Here is a 21,122-nt window from a genome sequence, read left to right on the forward strand (position 1 = left end):
GGGATCGACGGGGCCGCCCGCCAGCGGCTCGCGCCACACCGCGAACAGATGCGTCAGCGGGTTGAGCCGCATCACCGTCGAGCGGTGGTTGATCATGTCCGACGACCAGATCACGGGCGAGGCGAGGAAAGCGAGCATCAATGTGGATTCGATGATCGGCTTGAGGTCGCGATAGCGTGTTGCCATGGCGCCGAGGACGAGGCTCAGGGCGAAGGTGCAGGTCACGAACAGCAGCAGGCCCGGCAGCGCCGCCAGCGCGTGAGAGAGATCGTGCGGCGAGAGGAGCAGCCACAGAATGAGCGGCACGCAGGCGTTATGGAGCGCGAACAGCGCCTGACGGAACGTGCATTGCAGGAGGAAGATGACCGGCGGCAGCGCGCGATCGCGGATCAGGCTGGCCGAATTCTGGAGCGCGGTGGTCGCGTCGAGCACGACGCTGTTGAGAAAGGTCCAGGCCGTCATCGACAGTGCCAGCATCGGCAGGCGCGACAGCATGCCGGCGTTCGACATCTGGCCGATCACCGAGCCGAGCACCACGACCACGATCGCCATCTGCAGCGACATCCAGAACGGGCCGAGCAGCGAGCGGACGTAGCGATGCCGCATGTCGGACCAGGCCAGCGCCGCGGCGATCTTGACGGTGTCCAGCCAGCCGGTTGCCTGCGGCGGCTCGGCGATCGTCGATCGCTCCTCGTTGGGGGCGGTGACAGCATCGCGGTAGACCGTCTCCATGCCCTGCTTGAAGGCCGTTGCCGAATAGCGGGTGAGGGCGCGGGTGCGGGCTGAAAGCCCCATGCGGCGGCGGCGCTCGGGATCGCGGATCAGGGTGTCGATGGCCTCACCGAGCTTCTCGGCATCGCCAGGCGGCACGGTGATCGCCTCCATGCCGTGGCGGGCGACGCGCGGCACGGCGGTGTCGAGCGCCGTGTTCACGACCGGGCGGCCGGCGGCCATGGCTTCGAGCTGGGCGAGGCCGAAGGTCTCGGCATTGGTCACCGACGGCATCACGAAGACGTCGGCGAGGCACATCAGCTTGATGCGCTCGCTGTCGCTGACCGAGCCGAGCAGGCGGACGCGCTCGCCGAGCCCGAGCTCCTCGATCAGTTGCTCGAGCCGCGGCCGCTCGGCCCCCTCGCCGATGATCCAGGTCTCGAAATTGTATGCTGCCGCCGCGCGGAGCAGGACGTCAAAACCCTTGTAGGGCACGAGGCGGCCGCAGGCGAGCACGAGCCGGCCGCGGTCGTTGACATGATGCGGCTCGATCTTCGGCCAGTCATAGGTCGTGGTGTCGATGCCGAACGGCACGACGTGGCATTTGTCCTCGAATTCGCGCAGCAGCGGCGTGTTCTCGACCAGCACGTGGTCCGAGACGATGATCGCCTTGGCGCGCCGCAGCGTTCGCCGCATCAGCGGCTCGATGAACCAGCGCAGGCCGGCATGGGTGACGATGTCGGCATGCCAATGGACCACCAGAGGCCGCCTGGCGCCGAATCCGAAGGCGAAAACGAGGTCGGCGAGCGGGAAGGGGGCGTGGAGCGCGAGCAGATCGTGCTCGGCGATCTTGCGCCAGAGACGCCAGGGATAGGCGGGAGCGGCCGGCAGCGACAGCACATTGCCGAACGAGCGCACGCGTTCGACCGGCACGTCGTTGACGACGATGTCGCGCCGCTCGGCCGATCGCGAGCAAACCAGCACGGCGGAGGCGAAAGTGTCCTTCAGGCTCGCGCAGATGTCGCGGATCACCGTGAGCGTGCCGCCGAACAAGTCGGGATAGTAGATCTTGAAGATGTGCAGCACCGACGGACGGCGCGGGGTTTCGCTGGGCTGATGCATGATGGCGTCAGCCTGCGAGCAGGGCTGCGACGAACGGCGCGGCCAGCACCGAGATGAAGACGACGCCGCGCAGCAGCGCCGGCAGTATCGGCTCGATTGCGCTGCGACGGTCTTCGAGCATCGGAGCGGCACGCGGTGCACTGGTGATGCGGGCCAAGCGGTCGGCCATGGTCAATGTCCCTTCAAGTCGCCCTCAGTGCCGTCTCGTATATGTGGGAAAATTTACCACGTCAATCGCGAAAAGGGAAAAAGTGGGATTGTGTCCCACGCGAAGCGCCGTTAAAACCCAGACATGATTGCCAAGCCCGGGTCCAAAGCAGCGGCGCCACAGCCGAACGCTGCCGAGAAGCTGCACGCGCCGCTGGCGCGGCTGCTGCGCCCGCTCGTGCGGCTGTGCATCCGCAGCGGCATGACATTTCCGGCCCTGGCGCAATTGCTTCGCGAGCTGTTCGTCAATGTCGCCGAGCATGATTTCGCGCTGGAGGGAAAGGAGCAGACCGACAGCCGCGTCAGCCTGCTCACCGGCATCCACCGCAAGGAAGTCGCGCGGCTGCGCGGCGCGGGCGCCCCCGTGAACGAGGCGCCGGCGGCGGTGTCGCTGACCAGTGCCGTGATCGCGCGCTGGCTCGCCGCGCCCGAATTCACCGATTCGAAGGGCGAGCCGCTGGCGCTGCCGCGGACGGCCGAGGGTGATGCGCCGTCGTTCGAGCAACTCGTCGCTTCCGTCACCAAGGACGTGCGCCCGCGCGCAGTGCTTGACGAATGGGTCGACCGCAAGCTCGTGACCATCAACGCTTCAGACGAGATCGAGCTGGTCGAGGCGGCCTTCGTTCCGAGCGGCGAGGACGACAGCAAATGGCACTATCTCGGCCGCAATCTGCACGACCACATCGCGGCCGCCGCGCAAAACGTCGCGGATGGGCCGCGCTTCCTCGAACGCGCGGTGCACTACAACAACATCTCGCCGAAGCTGGCGCGGCGTCTCGAGGCCCGCTCGCGCGAGCTTGCCATGGACGCGCTGAAGACCGCCAACCGCGAAGCCAACCGCGCGCTCGCCAAGGACAAGGGCGGCGATGCCCGCTGGAATTTCGGCATCTACATCTACAGCGAGGATGCTGACGAAGGGGGCGGGGACAGGGAAGTCGCCAAGGAAGCCGGCAAGGAAGTCGGCAAGGAAGCCAGCAAGGATGGCGGCAAGGAAGGCGGTTCTTCATGAGCCGGCCGCCGTTGATCTCCCGCCGTCTGCTGCTGGCAGGATTCTGGCTTGCCGGCACGGCGATGGCCCGCGCGCAGGTCAAGCGCGGCACTGATCAGGGCATCGGCGGCACGGGAATCACGCGCGGTGACGATCACGGCATCGGCGGCACCGGCATCGTCGGGGTGATCCAGCGTTTCGGCAGCATCTACGTCAACGGCGAGCGCGTCACCTATGCGAGCGACGTGCCTGTCAGGATCGACGGCGAGGCCGCGAGCCCCAAGGCTCTGCGCATCGGCCAGCTCGCGCGTGTGGTCGCGACCCGTCAGGCCGACGGCACGCTGGTCACACGCAACATCGCGATCGCGAGTGAGGTGACCGGTCCGGTCGAAGCCGTGAAGGGCAACGAGCTGACGGTGCTCGGCCAGAAAATCGTCACGAGCGACAAGAACACCAAGCTCCGGACGGGCACGCAGGTTGCCGTCTACGGCTTGCGCCGCACCGACGGCGTCATCGTCGCGAGCCTGGTCGAGCCGCGGCGCGATGCGGCCGCGCGCGTCGCGGGTCTGGTCGAGCGCGGACCTGAGGGCCTGCATATCGGCGGGCTGAAGCTGAGCGGCGTCGATCCCTTGCTCGCAGGCCAGCGTGTCCAGATCGAGGGCCGTGCCAGCCAGGGCGCGCTGCAGGCCGCGCGCATGCGGATCGACGATTTCTCCGATCTCGTCGGCGCCAGCCGTCTGTCGATCGAGGCCTATGTGCAGCGGGCGGGCGCGAACCTCCAGCTCGGTTCCGGGCTGATCGCCCATGACAGCTCGCGCTTCGGACCCGCCGCCGGCGAAGCGCGCATGGTGGTCAACGGCGTGTTCGATCGCTCGCGCGGCCTCCAGGTGGAGTCGGCGCAAGCGATCGGCCATGGACCGGGGGCGCCTCCGTCCGGCAGCGGCAGTCCCAACCGGTCGCCGGGTGGTTCGATCCTGCATCCGAACCGCGCCACGCCGAGTCCGGGCAGCGGACAGCCCGGCGCACCTGCGCCGGGATCGAGCCCGGGGGCAACACCCGGCTCCGCGCCGACGGCGCCAAGCGGTCCGTCAGGTCCCGGCGGTCTTGGCTCGCCTGGCGGGCCGATGGGGCCTGGCGGCGGAATAGGCGGCGGCGGCTTCGGCGCCCCCGGGGGCGGGATGGGCGGCGGTCGGCGCTAAAGAAGCCGTCGGCGGTCGCATTGGCTCGTGATCCCTGTTGCCCACGTGCTGCCATCACCGGGCGGCGCGCGGCTCGGCATTCGCTCCGAGGCCGGCAGGATCCAGTTCCGACGTCTCATCACCGGTCGCTGCGGAATGGTCGGCCGCAAGCAGAATGTAGAACGCCGGCACCACGAACAACGTGAACAGCGTTCCGATCGAGAGTCCGGAGGCGATGACGAGCCCCATGTTGAAGCGCGAGGCCGCGCCGGCGCCGGACGCGGTGATCAGCGGCATCACGCCGATCACCATGGCCGCCGTCGTCATCAGGATCGGGCGCAGCCGGATCGCGGTCGCTTCGATGACGGCCTCACGCTTGGAGCGGCCGGCATGCTGCAACTCGTTGGCGAATTCGACGATGAGAATGCCGTGCTTGCTGATCAGCCCCATCAGCGTCACGAGGCCGACCTCGGTGTAGATGTTGAGGCTCGCGCCCTTGATGCCCAGCATGATGAAGATCAGCGCGCCCGCGATCGACATCGGCACCGAGACCAGGATGATCAGGGGATCGCGGAAACTCTCGAACTGCGCCGACAGCGCCAGGAAGATGATGATCAGGGCAAAGCCGAAGGTGGCGGCGAAACCGGATGATTCCTGGATGAACTGCCGCGACTGTCCGCCATAGTCGATGGTGTAGCCCTTGGGCAGGGTGCGGTCCGCGATCTCCTTCAGCGTCGCGAGCGCTTCGCCGGTGATCACGCCGGGCATGGCCACGCCGGAAATGGTGGCGGCATTGATCTGCTGGAAATGGTTCAGCGATTGCGGAACGGTGGTTGTCTTCAGCGACGCCACCGTCGACAGCGGAACGGACGTGCCGTCCGAGGTCTTGATGTAGTAGTTCAGCACCTGATCGGCGTTGAGCCGCTGGCGTTGCTCGACCTGGGGAATGACCTTGTAGGAGCGGCCGTCCAGGCCGAAATAGTTGACGTAGCCACCGCCCAGCATGCTGCCGAGCGCGCCGCCGACATCGCTGAGCCTCAGCCCGAGCTGTGCGGTCTTTTCCCGATCGATCACCACCGAGGTTTGCGGCTGGTCGACCTTCAGGTCGTTGTCCAGGAAGATGAACTTGCCGCTCTTGAGGGCCTGCGCGGTGAACGCCTTTGCGATGCCGTCGAGCCGGTCGAACGGGTCCGTGGTCTGGATCACGAACTGGATCGGCAGGCCGCTTGCCCCGGGCAGCGGCGGCAACTGGAACGCCACGATCTTTGCGCCGGCAACCCCCGCCATCTCCTGCTGAAGCACCGGCTGGAGCTGCGCCGCGGTCTTGTCGCGCTTGTCCCAGGGCTTGAGCACCCAGCCGGCGATCGAGCTGCCGGTGAGATCGAGCTGGAATACACCGGCGGTTTCGGCATGGGCGGAGATGCGCCGGTAGACCTCGGCGGAATACAGCAGCTTCTGCTGCAACGTCGCGTTCGGCGCCAGCGTCGACTGCATCAGGATCGCACCCTGATCCTCCTCCGGCGCCAGCTCGTTCTTGGAGTTCGAATAGAGCCAGTAGATGCTGCTCAGGATCAGGGCGGCGAACACCACCGTGACCGGAATTGTCGTCAGGCTGGCGGCGAGCAGGCGATGATATCGATGTTGCAGCGTCTCCATCCGCGCGTCGATGAACGCGACGATGCGGTCGTCGAGCGTCGGCTTGCCGGTGTTCGGCGGCTTGAGGATGAAGGCGCAGCACATCGGCGTCAGCGTCAACGCGATGACGGCCGACACCGCCACGGCGCCGGCAAGCGTAAAGGCGAACTCGGTGAAGAGCGCGCCGGTCAGGCCGCCCTGGAAGCCGATCGGCACGTAGACCGCGATCAGCACGACGGTCATGGCCACGATGGGACCTGAAAGCTCCCGCGCGGCGATGATCGCCGCCTGCAACGGCTTTGTGCCCTCGGCCAGATGCCGGTTGACGTTCTCGACGACGATGATGGCGTCATCGACCACGAGGCCGATCGCGAGCACCAGCGCCAGCAGCGTCAGCAGGTTGATGGAGAAGCCGAGCGCCAGCAGCAGGGTGAAGGTGCCGACCAGCGACAGCGGGATGGCGATGACGGGAATCAGCACCGAGCGCCACGAGCCCAGGAACAGGAAGACCACCACGGTGACGATGAGAAGAGCTTCGACCAGGGTATGGATCACCTCGTCGATCGAGCTGTTCACGAACTCGGTGGAGTCGTAGATGATCTCGGAATTCAGCCCCTCCGGCTGCTGCGCCTTGATGTCGGGATAGACCGCGCGGATGCCCTTGATGACGTCGAGCAGGTTGGCGTTGGGCGCCACCTGGATGCCGATATAGACCGCGCGCTTGCCGTTGAATCCGACCGACGATTCGTAGTCCTCGGAGCCCAGGGTGACGTTCGCCACATCGGAGAGCTTGACGTTGGAGGCGCCGGCCTGCTTGACGACGAGGTCGCGAAACTCCTGGAGCGATTTCAGGTTGGTCGCCGCCGTCAGGTTGACCTGCACCATCTGGCCCTTGGTGGTGCCAAGCCCGGCAATGTAGTCGTTGCCGGACAGCGCGGTCGATACGTCGGATGCGGTCAGCCCGTATGCTGCAAGCTTGATCGGATCGAGCCAGGCGCGCAACGCGAAGGTCTTGTTGCCGAGCAGCTCGGCGGTCTGCACGCCCGAGACGGCCTGGAGTTTCGGCTGCACCACGCGGATCAGGTAGTCGGTGATCTGGTTCGGCGCCAGCACGTCGCTGCTGAAGCCGAGATACATGGCATCGATGGTTTGACCGACCTTGACGGTCAGCACCGGCTGCTGGACGCCGCTCGGAAGCTGATTGAGCACCGAGTTCACCTTGGTGTTGATCTCGGTCAGCGCCTTGCCGGAATCGAAGTTCAGCCGCAAATTGACCGTGATGGTCGAGGTGCTGGGCTGGCTGGTCGACGTCATGTAGTCGATGCCATTGGCCTGGGCGATGGCATTTTCGAGCGGCGTGGTGATGAATCCCGCGACGATCGCCGGATCGGCGCCGTAATACGTCGTCGTGACGGTGACGATCGCATTCTGGGTTCGCGGATATTGCAGGATGGGCAGCGAAGTCATCGACTTCAGACCCAGCACCAGGATCATCAGGCTGACGACGATGGCGAGCACCGGCCGGCGAATGAAGATGTCGGTAAAGGACACGCTCTGCCTCCTCACTGATCGGCGGGGGCCGGATTGGGATCGTTCGCCAGGGGAATGGAGTTGTCGACCTTGAGCAGGGTGCCGTTGCGCAGCTTGATCTGACCTGCGGTGACGACGGTTGCGCCCCGATCGAGGCCCGAGATCACCGCCACCTGATCGCCACGGGTGGCGCCGGTCTTGACGAAAATCTGGCGGGCCACCAGACCCTGCTTGTCCGGAGCCTCGCTCTTGACGGCGAGGAACACCGATTCTCCGTAGGTGTTGTAGACGATGGCGGTCTGCGGCAGCGTGAGGTAGCTCGCGGTCTGGCCGACACGGACGTCGATCCGTGCGAACATGCCGGGCAGCAGCTTGCGATCCGCATTGTCGAAGATCGCGCGGATCTGAACGTTGCGGCTGGTTTGATCGACCTTGGAATTGAACGCCTGCACGACTCCCTTGAAACTGCGGTCCGGAAAGGCATCGATGCGCGCCGTGACGTCCTGTCCGACCTTGACCTGGTCGACCGCCTGCTGCGGCAGCGTGAAGTCGACGAAGAGCCGGTCGAGCGCCTGGAGCGTGACGATGGTGGTGCCCGCGGTCAGATACTGGCCGACATCGACCTGACGTACCCCGAGACGCCCGGCAAAGGGTGCCTTCAGCGTCTTCTGGTCCATGAGCGCCTGCTGCTGGGCGACCAGCGCCAGCGCGTTGCGTTCGTTCACGACATCGCTGTCGACCGTTGCCTGGCTGACCGCATTGATCTTCAACTGGCCCTGGTCGCGCCGCAACGTGATGGCGTAGCCGTCGGCGGTGGCCTGCAGGGACTGCAGCTTGGCGACGTCGTCCTGCTTGCGCAGGTCGAGCAGCACGTCGCCGGCGCCGACATCCTTGCCGGACTCGAAATGAATGCTGTCGACGATGCCGGACTGCTGCAGCGACAGATCGGCGCCGTTCACGGCGCGAAACGTACCGATGGCGGTCAACGTCGACTGCCAGTCGCTGAGCTGGACAGCGGTCGTCGACACCGTCTGCGGGGGATCGGCGAGCGAGGCCATGACCTGCCTGATGATCCCGGCGCGGAAATTGACGAACCAGGCGAGGGCGGCAAACACCGCACCGACGACACACAGCATGATGATCATGCGCTTCAACATGGCTTCGGCTTTCGCATTCAGTTGGCTGGCGGGGTCGGCTGTGCCGGCAGGGCCCCCGCAGGCGTGAATATCGCGGCAACGCCCGCGGGCTTTACGTCGGAGGCGGGAGACTCATCGACGCGATTCCACCAGCCGCCGCCGAGGGCCTGGTACAGCGACACGGTGTCGGCATAGCGCGAGGCCTGCGCTTTCACGCGGTTGATGCGCGCGGTGAGCAGCGTCTGTTCGGCGTTGATGACGGAGATGAACGTGGTGGAGCCGGCCTTGAACTGGGCCTGTGACATCTTCAGGCTTTCCGCAGCGGTCTTCTCCGCTTCGATCTGGGCCTTCAGCAGGTCAGCATCGGATTGGATGGCGCGGAGCGCGTCGGCGACATTCTGGAACGCGGTGATCACGGTCGAGCGATATTGCGCGCCGCTCTGCTCCAGCGCCGCGACCTTGGACTCCTTGGTGTGGAACAGCGAGCCGGCATCGAAGATCGGACCGGTCACACTTGCCGCCACGCTCCAGGCTGCCGATTGCGGGCCGTAGAGTCCCGACAGCGCCAGCGCGGAGCTGCCGCCCGAGGCAGACAGCGTCACGCTTGGCAGCATGTTGGCCGTGGCAACACCGACATTCGCGCTGGCCTGATGCATCTGGCTTTCGGCGGCGCGGATGTCCGGGCGCTGCCGCACCAGCAACGAGGGCACGCTGACCGGCAGATCGCGCGGCAGGCGCAGGTTTGCCAGCGGCACGGCCTCACCTCTGTCCTGGCTCGGCAGCCGGCCGAGATAAGCCATCAGCTGGTTGCGATTTTGCGCGCGCGACTTCTGCAGCGGCGGCAACGTCGCAAGCGTCTGGGCCAGCTGGGCCTTCTGAGTGAGGACGTCACTGTTGGCGACGGCACCGAGCGCAAATTGCTGTTCGAGCAATGCGACCAGCTGACGCTGGCCGTCGATCTGCTCCTGGGTGACGCGAATCTGCGCCGCATAGGACGCATCGCTGATTGCGGTCGTCACGACGTTTGCCGTCAATGTCAGGTAGGTCGCCTCGAGCTGGAAGCGCTGATAATCCGCATTGGCAAGATCCGCCTCGATCCCGCGCGCCTTGCCGCCGAAGATGTCCGGCGTGAATGAAACCGGGACCGAGGTCTTGTAGAGGGTGTACAGGGACGACGGTCCGGTTTGCCCGGACTGCGCCAGCGGCACCTGGTTGCGTGTCGCACTGGCGTCCCCGCTGATCGACGGCAGCAGGGCGCTGGTGTCTGCCGCCGCGACTTCGCGAGCCTGGCGCAGCGCCGCTTGCGCCGCGGCGAGGTCCGGATGGTTGTCGACCGCTTCCCGGACGAAGGCTTCGATCTGCCGTGAGCGAAACACCTGCCACCAGACCGCCGGCACGTCCGCGCCGTTCACGAAGCGCTGTGCCGTGCCGCCAGGCCCATCCGCACCCTTGGTCGCGGGCAACCCGCCTGCAGTGTAGCCGTTGACCGGTGGAGCGTCCGGCGCCGCGAAATTCGGCCCGACGGCGCAGCCCGCGAGGGAGATCGCGGCTTGGGCTAGCGGTATTATAGCGCCTCTGCGGAGGAATGTTCTGAACGGCATCCAGAGCTCATATTAAAACTGAACCGTTCAGTACTTGACCGAGCCGGCAACTCTTGTCAACGGTACTGGACTGTTCAGTTTTGTTTTGTGCCGTGTATGAGTTTTGCTACGTGTGCCGCGCCAGGGGCGTCTCTTTAGTTCTTTCAAGCTGATGAGGCGCAGTCATTGTGCGCGTTCACATCGACGACACCGATTCGTGAGCCGACGGAGAGCCAGTCTTGATCGAAACGATCGCCCATCCCGCCCACGAGAGGGAGAGCGCACCCGCAGGCCGCAAGATGGAGATCGTCATACGTGCGGCGTGGCAGCTTTTTCTCGACCAGGGCTTTTCCGCAACCAGCATGGACGCCATCGCGAAAGCCGCCGGCGTGTCGAAAGCCACGCTCTACGCGTATTTCCCGAGTAAGGAGGCCCTGTTTGCCTCGCTGATCGTTGCGGAGTGCGAGAGCCTGCAACGCGATTTGCCGGTCCCCAAGCTGTCGGCCGGATTGTCCGAGGCGCTGCGGGAGTTCGCCAGGCAGTACCTCCACACCTTCATTCATCGAAAGGACGTCGCCTTCGTCCGCATCATCGCCAATGAGAGCGGCCGGTTTCCGGTACTTGCCCGGCTCTTTTATGAGAGCGGACCCGAGGCGACGATTAGGCGGCTCGCTCGTTTCCTCGAAGAGGCCAAGGCCGCGCAACTCCTGGAATTCGACGACCCGATGGTCGCCGCCAAGCAATTCCTGTCTCTGGTCCGCGGCGAGTTACCGCTGCTGATTGTGCTGGGGCTCGGCGATCTGGCGGAAGGGACGATCGAGCAGGAGATCGAGGCAGGACTCAAACTCTTCCTGAAGGCGTGCGAGCCTCGCGTTTGAGGCGCGCACGTTCAATGAAGGCCGGCCGAACTCTAGCCGGCGCTGAGGCGCACGCCGGCGCGCAAGAATTTCTACGGGTCGGGAGCGCGCCTCAGCCTGGTTCGGCTAGGGCATCTTGACGTTGGGCTCGCGCTCCCAGAGCCGCAATTTGGAGAGGCCGTCGACGAACGATTTGGCCTGCTTTGCGTTTGCGATCGCGACGCAGCCTTCATCGAAATCCTTGGAGGCGATGCCTGCCTTCTCGAATAACGGCAATGCCGCGTCGACGTAACCGATGAACTTGCAATGCGCGAAAGCGTCGGCGACGAAATCACGCGCCGAGGACTCCAGCAGCAGATCGTCCATCGCATCCGCAGCGGGCAGAAGCGCGACCGCGTCGTACAGAACTGACGGTCCTCCATCGATCATCTGGTCGGCATCGATCCAGCTGCCGTCGCTGGCTTCAACGCCCGTCACCTTCGGCGCGATGATCTCATAGGTCGCCCCGGCCTTGTCGAGGGCGGTCTCGAGGGCCTTGAGGATGCCTGCGTCCGAACCGTCGGAGACGAGGATGCCCAGCTTGCGGCCCTCGAAGCGTTCGGGACCGTTTTCGACGATGCTCAGGGCTGGGGAAGGCTCGAGATCCTGACGCGTCGCGACGGCCGCATCCGCGGGTTTTGGCATCTTCTTCAAGCCAAGCTTGTCGGCGACCTTGTTGGCCAGCGTCTCGTCGATATTGAGGAGATGGGAGACCATCCGCTCCCGGATCGCCGGAATTTTCACCTTGCTCAGCTCGAATGTCAGCGCGGCGGCGATGTGAGTCTGCTCGCCCATGGTCTGGCTGATGAAAAACTGACGCGCCTGGCTGTAATGGTCCGCGAAGCTCTCGGCACGCAAACGGCGCTTGGCGCCTTGCTCGACGTCGGCGAGCGGTGTGAAGCCGCGCTGGGGCGATTCCCTGGGACCTTCACCGAATGAGTTCGGCTGGTAGTTGGCGCGTCCGACAGGATTGCGCATCGCCATGTGTCCATCCTGCTGAAAATGCGCCAACGGGCATTTGGGCGCATTGATCGGGATATGGGTGAAGTTGGGACTTCCCAGCCGCTTGAGCTGCGTGTCGAGATACGAGAAATTGCGTCCCTGGAGCAGAGGATCGTTGGAGAAGTCGATTCCCGGCGGAACGTTCTGGGTCATGAAGGCGACCTGTTCGGTCTCCGCAAAGAAATTGTCGGGCATCCGATCGAGCACCAGCCGTCCCACCGGCACGGGCGGAAGAATTTCTTCGGGAATGATCTTGGTCGGGTCGAGCACGTCAAAATCGAAGGCGTCGGCAAAATCCTGATCGAACAACTGAACCTGCAGCTCCCATTCCGGAAAATTGCCGGTCTTGATGGCCGTCCAGAGATCGCGCCGGTGGAAGTCGGGATCGGCGCCGTTGATCTTGACCGCTTCGTTCCAGACGACCGACTGCAGGCCGAGTTTCGGCTTCCAGTGGAATTTGACAAAGGTGGACTCGTTCTTGGCATTGACGAGCCGGAACGTATGAACGCCAAAACCTTCCATGAAGCGAAACGACCGCGGGATGGCGCGGTCGGACATCACCCACATCACCATGTGCATGCTCTCGGGGGTGAGGCTTATGAAGTCCCAGAAATTGTCATGCGCGGACTGCGCCTGAGGAAATGCGCAGTCCGGCTCCTCCTTCACCGCGTGGATCAGGTCGGGAAACTTGATGGCGTCCTGAATGAAGAAGACCGGGATATTGTTGCCGACGATGTCCCAATTGCCTTCCTGCGTGTAGAGCTTGACCGCAAAGCCGCGCACGTCCCGGGCGAGGTCGACCGAGCCCTTGCTTCCCGCAACGGTGGAAAATCGCACGAAGGCCGGCGTCTTTTCGCCGGCGCGCTGAAACAGGTCGGCTCGGGTGTATTTCGCAAGGGATTTGTAGGTCTCGAAGAAGCCGTGTGCCGCGTATCCGCGCGCATGCACGACCCGCTCGGGGATGCGTTCATGGTCGAAGTGGAAGATCTTCTCGCGGAAATGGAAATCCTCAAGCAGGGTCGGCCCGCGAGGACCGATCTTCAACGAGTTCTGGTCGTCGGACACTGGCCCGCCCTGGGCCGTGGTCAGGACGGCCTCCTTGCCGGCGGCGGTCTGATGGAGTTCGCCGCCTTCGCCACGGCTGAGCTTCTGATCATGGATGACTGCCGTCCCGGCTGCGCGGGTCGATTTCGTGGTCTTGGCCATTGCAGGGGAAACTCCAGGGGGCGTTGTGGAGTCCGTCAATCCACCCGTATCGGTTACGTTCCTAGCGGGCCCCGCGGCGCGCTCAGGCCGATGCCTCGTCTTTTTGAGATCTTAGGTCGCGGGCGATGCTCTCGACCTGCGTATCGCGTCCCGCCTCGTCATTCCCGGCGTCTCGCGGCAGCTCGATGTCGAATTTCGCTGCGATCGCGCCCAGCGCCCTGAGGATGCTGTCGGCCTCGCGTTCGGCAAGCAGATTGATCTGCAGGTCGAGGTGATTTCGCCGTTCGGATTGCAGGTCCATCGCATTTTGGCGTATCAGCACGAATGAGGTCAGCAGCACCGCTTCGAGGGCGAGGAAGGCCGACAGGAGAGGAAATGGATAGGGATCGAATGGAGAGGGGCGGTACAAATTCCACGAGGCCCAAAGCACGACGAGCGCCAGTTGCGAGATGACAAAGTGCACGGTGCCGACGAACGATCCTACCCGGTGAGAGGCTCTGTGGATCGATGACAGCCGGCGCTCATCCTCCTCCTCGAGCTTGATGATCGACTCGATATTCTTGGAGACCGTTTGCTGCCTTTCGGCGTGGTTATGGTCGCCGTCCGCGCTCATTCGGTGACGAGATCGGCTGCCCGTTTTGCCTTCTTGCCGGTTTTTTTGACGGTCTCTTCTCCAATTTTCTCGGCCTCGGCGCGCCGCTCGCACTTGGTGCGGATCTCGTCGAGTTCGTCGTCGGTCAGATGCTCGATCCCGACGAATGAATTGTGCGCTGCGCTCACCCGGATCAGCTCGTCGAGTTTCACCTGGATCGCGGCGCTATCGCGGTTCTGGGAATTCTGGATCAGGAAGACCATCAGGAACGTCACGATGGTGGTGCCGGTGTTGATGACCAGCTGCCATGTATCGGAGTAGTGGAAGATTGGACCGGTGACCGCCCAAAGCAGGACAATGCCGGCTGCGATCATGAACGTGAGCGCGCGCCCGGCAGCTTGAGATGTCCTGTTGGCGATGTCGCTGAAGAGCTGGGCCGCCCCGTTATGCGGGTGGTCCGCTTTGCCCTTTGCCGGGCGAGCTTTCGTATCGGTCTGTCGCATCAGAACACCGCGCCGGTTTCAGGGGCCCAATGTCGAACGCGAATGGAACTCGGAAGTTCCGCCGCGGAAGCGGCGGACGCCAGGGCCGGCGTACTTTAAAAGATTTTAGCCCGCGCTGAGACGCACGCCGGCGCGCAAAAACTTCTGCGGATCGACCGCTTCGCCGTCGATGCGGGTTTCGTAGTGCAGATGCGGGCCGGTGGAGCGGCCGGTCGAGCCGACGAGGCCGATGACCTGGCCGAGCTTCACGATCTCGCCGACCTTGACGTTGATCTCGGAGAGATGGCCGTAGCGGGTCGACAGACCATTGCCGTGATCGACTTCGACCATGCGGCCGTAACCGCCGGACCAGCCGGCGGAGACCACTTTGCCGTTGGCGGTAACGCGGGCCGGGTCGCCGGTCGCGGCACGGAAGTCGAGCCCGGTGTGCATCGCGGGCCGGCCAAGGAAGGGATCGCTGCGCACGCCGAAGCCGGAGGTGAACTCGACCTCGCCGATGACCGGCTTGCGATAGGGGACCAGCGCCAGCGTGCGGTTGAGACGATCCATCTCGGCGCGCGTGGTGTTGATGCGATTGAGCTGCTTCTCGAACGGTCCGGCATTGGCCGTCAGTTTGACGGGCACGAAAGGACCGCCCATTGCGGAGCGCGGCACGGCGGCTTCGAGACTGGCAAGGTTGAGGCCGAGATCGCTGACGACGCCGCGCATCCGGCGCATCCGTGAGTCCATGCCTTCCTCGACGGCACTGAGCGCCGCCATCTGGCGACGTTCGACCTGGTCGAGCGAGGTCGTGAGCCGGACCAGGACATTGTCGAAGCCCTGATTCTTGGCGAATTGATTGGTCGGCGGCGCCATGACGGCCGGTGCGCGCGATTCAAGCCGTGCTTCGCGATCCGGCGGCGCCACGAAGATCACGGTGTCGCTGATCGGCGAGGGTTTTGGCGTGCCCTGCGTCGCGCCCTGGCCAGCGTCGCCGCGCTGCGGCGCTGCGCGGGGAATCGATCCGGTGACATCAGGCATGGCGCCGAGCGCCGTGGCCCGGGACTCCAGCGCCGTCTGGCGCTTCATGATCTGGTCGAGCTTCTGGTCGAACTGCTCCTGGTCGAGCAATTGGCGGCTGGTGGTGCGGTCGACCTTGGCGCGCAGCTCGGCGATGCGGTCTTCATAGGCGTACTGCATCTCGGCCTGGCGTGCGATCAGCCGGGTCAGGACGTCGTCGCGGAACGCAAAATAGGTTGCTGTCGCCGCCGACCAGAGCCCGAGCAGCACGACGGTGCCGACCACGATCCAGAACACCACGGGACCCAGGCGAACCTGCTTGCCGTGATGCACGATGGTGTAGGCGTCGTCGGTCTCGGGGAGGGGAATCGCTGCTGCCACCGCGGCGGCGGCTGGGCGGCGAAGGAGGGCCCGGCCGCGGTCGTGAGGATGATGCTGGGGGTACTGCGAATATTGGGCAGAACTTTTCGACATCGGCACTCCGGCGCCGGTCGGATGGGTTCCTTGCGGCCTAATTGCCGCAGCAATCTGGGCCGGTCATGGTTAATTTTCCGGAAACGGAACCCCTAGAACTTAACGAGCTGGTTAAAGATTTCTTGCGGCTTCCAGCACCTGATCGGCATGACCGTCGACCCGGACATTGCGCCAGATCCTGGCCACCTTGCCGTCGCTCCCGACCAATATCGTCGTGCGAAGAATTCCAAGGAAGCTCTTGCCGTACATGGATTTTTCGCCCCAGGCACCATAGGCTTCCAGCATCTCGTGCTTCTCGTCCGAGATGAGGGGAACGCCGAGGCTGTGCTTGTCGCGGAACTTCTCCTGGGCCTTTAACGAATCCGCGGAGATGCCGAGCACGGCGGTGCCGGCCTTGGCAAAGTCAGCGGCGAGGCGCGTGAAGTCGATGGCCTCCCGGGTGCAGCCGGGCGTGTCGGCGCGGGGGTAGAAGAACAGAACGAGCTTCCGGCCTGCATAGTCCGACAGGGTGACCACGCCGCCGCCGTCGCGCGGCAGGCGGAAGGCCGGGGCCTTCTGGCCTTCGGTCAGGGCGGACTTCGCCTTGGCCGGCGCGGCGGTCGATTTGGAGGAATTTAACTGTTTCGATGCGGCGCCATGCGATGCTGCTTTTGCTATGGTCCCGGTTGATTTGCTCGCCGGTGTCCGCTGTGTTTTCGCGGATTTTGTCTGAGTCGTCGCCCGTGTCTTCGGGGTCTGCTTTTTAGCCGTTGTCATGCCGGAGGGCGTTTTGGACGTTTTCTTTCGGGATTTCTTGGACATACGCCTTCCTTTCGACGCTTTCGGCGGGTCAATCGAAGCGGTATTGCAGCTCTCGTCCGGTGTGCCGGAATCACGCCCCCGTCTGGGCAAGTCTGGCGACGCCGGGGTATGGTTACAAGGAATTCCACGCACCACCCCACTGCTCGTTGAACGCGCTCCCGGGGCGAAATGACGAACAGCAGGAATATTCGAGGTATGGCGGCAATGCCGGGGCGGGGAGCTTCGCTTCCCGTGGACGGCTGCGGTCCCGGCGGCGCGCAATCCCACGATGGGCGCCTGTATCGAGAGGCAATGGCAAGGAATACGTCGCCCCAGGATTACGATCGGGATTTCAATCGGCGCGGCGGCCAGCAGGAGCCGCAGGAATGGGACGAGGCCGATTGGGACCCGGATCAGGAAGCGGCGGCGGGCCATCGGGCACGCCGGCTGTTGTCGCGTTCCAGTTCGGGCCTCCACCGCTTCGGCACGTTGCGCCGCTGGCTGGGCGGAGGTCGCTGGCTGAAGCGGCTGGCTGTCGTCGTAGGCGCCCTCATCATCATCTTTGTCGGCTGCTTCGGCGCGCTGTGGTGGCGGCTTGGCGCAGGTCCCATCAATCTTGATATCGCGACGCCATGGCTCGCCGCGGCCATCGAGGACAATATCGGCCACGGCAACACCGTGGAGGTCGGCGGCACCCAGATCGAGCGGGCCGGGCGGATCCGTATCGCCGTCCGCATCCGCGACATCATCGTCCGCGACCATGACCATGCCATCGTCGCCACCGCGCCGAAGGCCGAGGTGAAACTGTCGGGTGCGGGTCTGCTGATGGGGCACCTGCGCGCGGAGAGCCTCAATCTCGTCGATGCCGAGCTCGCGATCCGCATCTCGCCCGACGGCACCGTCACGGTGTCGGCCGGCGACACCGCAAAGCCGCTCGCAACCGGCGTCGCCTCCAAGAAGGACGCGGGCCTGCCGCCGACATTCCCGCGTAACGGCGTGCCGCCACCGCCATTCGCCACGGCGCCTGCGGGCCAGGATCCATCCCAAGCCGCGTCCCAGGCCGCGCCTCAAGCGACCGCGCAGAGCGGCATTCTTCAGGGCCTCGACTGGCTCGACAGCCTGAGCATGACCGGCCTCGACGGTCAGAACCTCAACGAGATCGGCCTGAAGAACGGCAATCTGATCGTCGACGATCAGCAGCGCGGCAGCAAATGGTCGTTCGAGAACATCACGCTCAGCCTGCGCCGGCCGAGCCGCGGCGGCGTCACGCTGAGCCTCGGTGAGGAGGGCGCGCGCCCGTGGATGCTGCGCGCCACGATCGGCCCGGCGGAGAATGGCGTGCGTTCGGTCGATGTCCGCGCCGACAAGGTCTCCACGTCCAATATCCTCCTCGCCTTGCGCGTGAAGGATCTCACCTACACGGCCGATCTGCCGCTGACCGGCGAGCTCAAGGGCGAACTCGGTCGCGATGGCGTGCCGACCTTCTTTCGAGGCAAGGTCACGGTCGGCGCCGGCAACATCATCGACACCGACACGCCCGATTATCCGATGGCGATCGACTCGGCCGAGATCAATATCGAGTGGGACGCCAACCGGCGGGTGCTGGTCGCGCCGTTCAAGATCCTGTCGGGCGCGAACCGTCTGACGCTGCTGGCCCATGTCGAGCCGCCCAACGGCACCATCAACGACTGGCAACTCGGTTTCAGTGGCGGCTCCATCCTGCTCGGAGGCGTCGACAACGAGCCGCCGCTCGTCTTCAACCGCATCGCGATCGGCTTCCGCTTCGACACCGACCACAAGCGCCTGCTGCTGACGCAGGCCGACATCTCCAATGGCGAGATCGGCGTCGCCGGCACCGGTGCCATCGACTATTCCGGCGAGCCGCGGCTGACGCTGGGCTTTGCGGGAACGCCGATGTCGGCCTCCGCGCTCAAGCGGATGTGGCCGACGCTGGTCGTTCCCGAGTTGCGCGAATGGGTGATCGAGCGGATCGAGCGCGGCACGCTCCAGCGTATCGAGATCGGTGTCAATTCGCCGACCAGGAACCTTCCGCGCAAGGGGCCGCCGATCCCTGATGACGGCCTCTCGGTCAACATCGTGGCGAGCGGCGTCGCGGTCCGTCCGGTGGACGGCATGCCTGTGGTGCACGATGCCGATTTGAAGGCGCGTGTGACCGGGCGCACCGCGACCGTGACGATCGGGCAGGGCATCGCCGATACGCCGGCGGGCCGCAAGATCACGATCTCCGACTTCGTCTTCGAGGTGCCGGACATGGCGCCGAAGCCGTCGCCTTCGCGGACCAGGTTCCGCGCCGACGGACCCGTGCCGGCAGCGGCCGAAATTCTGTCCAATGATCGGCTCAGCGATCTGTCGGCAACGTTCGTCGATCCCAACACCAGCAAGGGCACGTTCTCGGCGAACGTCCAGCTCGGCTTGCCGGTCAAGGGCGAGCTGACCAAAGCCGACACCACATATTCCGTCGCGGCCGATCTCAATGGCTTTGCCGCCGACAAGCTGGTGATGAACCAGAAGCTGGAAGCCAACACCCTCAAGATATCAGCCAACAATCAGGGCTACCAGGTCAAGGGCGACGTCAAGATCAACGGGCAGGCGGCCTCGCTCGACTATCGCAAGCCGGCCGAGGGCGATGCGGACGTCAAACTGCAGACGACGCTGGACGATGCGGGCCGTGCGCGTCTCGGCTTCGACCTGAGCCCCGCCGTCAGCGGGTCGGTGCCGATCAAGCTGTCGGGCAAGATCGCCGGCGGTCCCGACCAGACGACCAGGCTCGGCATCGAGGCCGACCTGACCTCGGTCAAGCTCGACAACATCCTGCCCGGCTGGGTCAAGCTGCCGGGCAAATCGAGCAAGGCCAGTTTCAAGGTGGTGCCGACGGCGCAGTCCACGCGGCTCGAGGATATCGTCATCGAAGGCGGCGGAGCCTCGATCAAGGGCTCGCTCGAGGTCGATCCGAACGGCGACCTCATGAACGCGAACTTCCCGACCTACTCGCCGTCCGACGGCGACAAGGCGTCGCTGAAGGTTGAGCGCAGCCAGGACGGCGTGGTCAAGGGCACCATGCGCGGCGACGTGTTCGATGGCCGCGGCTTCCTGAAATCGGCGATCTCAGGCAATTCCAAGGACGATGCCAAGAGCAAGATGAAGAACGTCGACTTCGACATCGACGTGAAGCTCGGCGCCGTCATGGGTTTCAACGGCGAGGCGATGCGCAGCGTCGACGCCAAGATGTCGCGCCGCAGCGGTGCCATCAAAGCCTTCACGCTCAGCGGCAGGATCGGCAAAGACACGCCTGTTGCCGCTGACCTGCGTGGCGGCCGCGCCCAGGGCAACCGCGAGGTGATCTATCTCCAGACCAACGATGCTGGCGCGCTGCTGCGCTTCACCGACACCTACACCAAGGCGGTCGGTGGCCAGATGGTGGTGGCGATGGAGCCGCCGTCGTCGGAGCCGAACACGTCGCGCGAGGGCCTGATCAACGTGCGCGACTTCACGGTGAAGGGCGAGGCGCAGCTCGAGCGCGTCGCTGCGGGCGCCCCCAACGGCACCGGGAACGGCGTCTCCTTCAGCGCGCTGCGCGCAGAGTTCACGCGCCAGAACGGCGCGCTCACGATCCGCGACGGCGTCGTCAAGGGCCCGATGATCGGCGCCACCATCGAAGGCTCGATCGACTATCCCGGCAACCAGGTCTGCATGAGCGGCACCTTCGTGCCGATGTACGGCTTGAACAACATGTTCGGACAGATTCCGGTGCTCGGGTTGTTCCTCGGTGGTGGCGACAAGGAGGGCCTGATCGGCGTGACCTATGAGGTCGTCGGCACACCGGCCGCGCCGGTGATGCGCGTCAATCCGGTCTCGGCCATGGTACCAGGCGTGTTCCGCAAGATCTTCGAGTTCAACACCGGCAAGCAGAACTCGCCGTTCGAGGAATTCCCGTCGCAATCGAACGACGGCTCGACCGGATCGACGCGCCAGCTATCGAGCGGTTGCACCCTCGCGCGGCGATAGCGCGACGTCTTCATGGGCGTCACGGCCGGGCCTGACCCGGCCATCCAAGTCTTATCCCGCGCCACAAAAACGAGGATGCCCGGGACAAGCCCGGGCATGATGACCTCTTGTGAATTCTCGGATGGGCTACCCTGGCGCGGCTTACGCCGCGCGCACGCCGGCCAGGAATGTTCCGACTTCGCCGGAGAGCTGTTCGGCCTGCTTGGAGAGATTGCTGGCCGCAGCGAGCACCATGCCGGCGGCATTGCCGGTCTCGTTGGCCGCGGTGCTGACGCCGCCGATATTGGTGGTGACCTCCTTGGTCGCCTCCGCGGTCTGCGAGACGCTGCGGGCGATCTCGGCGGTGGCGGCGCCTTGCTCCTCGATGGCGGCGCCGATCGAGGTTGCGATGCGGCTGACCTCCTCGATGGTGGCGGTGATGCCGCCGATCGCGTCCACGGCCTCCTTGGTCGCGCCCTGGATCTGGGCGATCTTGTCGCCGATCTCGCGGGTGGCTTCGGCGGTCTGGCTCGCCAGCGACTTCACTTCGGAGGCGACGACGGCGAAGCCGCGGCCGG

The 21,122-nt window shown here is 64.9% G+C and carries 15 protein-coding genes; 4 read left to right on the plus strand and 11 right to left on the minus strand.

The window, feature by feature from the left end; all coding sequences use genetic code 11:
* Both PMI42_RS37605 and PMI42_RS40215 read right to left on the minus strand, forming a co-directional pair.
* Positions 1-1,833 (minus strand): glycosyltransferase (locus PMI42_RS37605; protein ID WP_008143019.1); only part of this gene is annotated, 1,833 nt, incomplete at its 3' end.
* Between the two features lie 7 nt (positions 1,834-1,840).
* Entirely contained in the window at positions 1,841-2,002 is a 162-nt protein-coding gene (locus tag PMI42_RS40215) for a hypothetical protein (RefSeq protein ID WP_008143021.1), read from the minus strand.
* 123 nt (positions 2,003-2,125) lie between these two features.
* Between PMI42_RS40215 and PMI42_RS32735 the strand changes: the two genes are divergently transcribed.
* Entirely contained in the window at positions 2,126-3,049 is a 924-nt protein-coding gene (locus PMI42_RS32735; protein ID WP_008143022.1) for a DUF6502 family protein, read from the plus strand.
* Positions 3,046-4,227 carry a DUF5666 domain-containing protein gene (locus tag PMI42_RS32740; RefSeq protein WP_008143023.1) on the plus strand — a complete coding sequence of 394 codons (1,182 nt, stop codon included), beginning with the start codon at positions 3,046-3,048 and terminating at the stop codon, positions 4,225-4,227. The genes PMI42_RS32735 and PMI42_RS32740 overlap by 4 nt, the downstream gene beginning before the upstream one ends.
* 54 nt (positions 4,228-4,281) lie before the next feature.
* Here the strand turns inward: PMI42_RS32740 and PMI42_RS32745 are convergent, their stop codons facing one another.
* From PMI42_RS32745 to PMI42_RS32755, 3 genes are read right to left on the minus strand one after another with little or no spacing between them, the layout of a single operon-like run.
* Positions 4,282-7,392: an efflux RND transporter permease subunit gene (locus PMI42_RS32745; protein WP_008143025.1), complete on the minus strand. Its 3,111-nt coding sequence runs from the start codon at positions 7,390-7,392 to the stop codon at positions 4,282-4,284.
* Between the two features lie 11 nt (positions 7,393-7,403).
* Positions 7,404-8,528 carry an efflux RND transporter periplasmic adaptor subunit gene (locus PMI42_RS32750; protein ID WP_008143027.1) on the minus strand — a complete coding sequence of 375 codons (1,125 nt, stop codon included), beginning with the start codon at positions 8,526-8,528 and terminating at the stop codon, positions 7,404-7,406.
* Between the two features lie 17 nt (positions 8,529-8,545).
* Positions 8,546-10,108 carry an efflux transporter outer membrane subunit gene (locus PMI42_RS32755; protein ID WP_008143030.1) on the minus strand — a complete coding sequence of 521 codons (1,563 nt, stop codon included), beginning with the start codon at positions 10,106-10,108 and terminating at the stop codon, positions 8,546-8,548.
* Between the two features lie 218 nt (positions 10,109-10,326).
* On the opposite strand from PMI42_RS32755, the gene PMI42_RS32760 reads away from it, so the two are divergent.
* A complete protein-coding gene (locus PMI42_RS32760) occupies positions 10,327-10,965 on the plus strand; it encodes a TetR/AcrR family transcriptional regulator (RefSeq protein ID WP_008143032.1) in 639 nt (212 codons plus the stop codon).
* A 105-nt stretch (positions 10,966-11,070) separates the two neighbouring features.
* Here the strand turns inward: PMI42_RS32760 and katE are convergent, their stop codons facing one another.
* From katE to PMI42_RS32785, 5 genes are all read right to left on the minus strand, one after another.
* Positions 11,071-13,191, minus strand: a complete 2,121-nt coding sequence (katE, locus tag PMI42_RS32765) for a catalase (protein WP_008143033.1) — start codon at positions 13,189-13,191, stop codon at positions 11,071-11,073.
* A gap of 82 nt (positions 13,192-13,273) precedes the next feature.
* On the minus strand, positions 13,274-13,804 hold the full coding sequence (locus PMI42_RS37610) for a DUF1003 domain-containing protein (protein ID WP_008143034.1): 531 nt from the start codon (positions 13,802-13,804) through the stop codon (positions 13,274-13,276).
* The gene (locus PMI42_RS32775) at positions 13,801-14,286 is read right to left on the minus strand and encodes a low affinity iron permease family protein (RefSeq protein WP_008143036.1); all 486 of its coding nucleotides are present in this window, start codon (positions 14,284-14,286) and stop codon (positions 13,801-13,803) included. The genes PMI42_RS37610 and PMI42_RS32775 overlap by 4 nt, the downstream gene beginning before the upstream one ends.
* Before the next feature lie 105 nt (positions 14,287-14,391).
* Complete coding sequence (locus tag PMI42_RS32780) at positions 14,392-15,759, minus strand: M23 family metallopeptidase (protein ID WP_008143038.1); 1,368 nt, start codon at positions 15,757-15,759, stop codon at positions 14,392-14,394.
* A gap of 111 nt (positions 15,760-15,870) precedes the next feature.
* On the minus strand, positions 15,871-16,560 hold the full coding sequence (locus PMI42_RS32785; protein ID WP_008143039.1) for a peroxiredoxin: 690 nt from the start codon (positions 16,558-16,560) through the stop codon (positions 15,871-15,873).
* 204 nt (positions 16,561-16,764) lie between these two features.
* On the opposite strand from PMI42_RS32785, the gene PMI42_RS32790 reads away from it, so the two are divergent.
* The gene (locus tag PMI42_RS32790) at positions 16,765-20,565 is read left to right on the plus strand and encodes a YhdP family protein (RefSeq protein WP_008143042.1); all 3,801 of its coding nucleotides are present in this window, start codon (positions 16,765-16,767) and stop codon (positions 20,563-20,565) included.
* A gap of 141 nt (positions 20,566-20,706) precedes the next feature.
* Here the strand turns inward: PMI42_RS32790 and PMI42_RS32795 are convergent.
* On the minus strand, positions 20,707-21,122 hold a 416-nt coding region (locus tag PMI42_RS32795; RefSeq protein WP_008143043.1), incomplete at its 5' end, for a methyl-accepting chemotaxis protein.

The organism is Bradyrhizobium sp. YR681, assembly GCF_000282615.1.
In the GTDB taxonomy this organism is placed as follows: Bacteria; Pseudomonadota; Alphaproteobacteria; order Rhizobiales; family Xanthobacteraceae; genus Bradyrhizobium.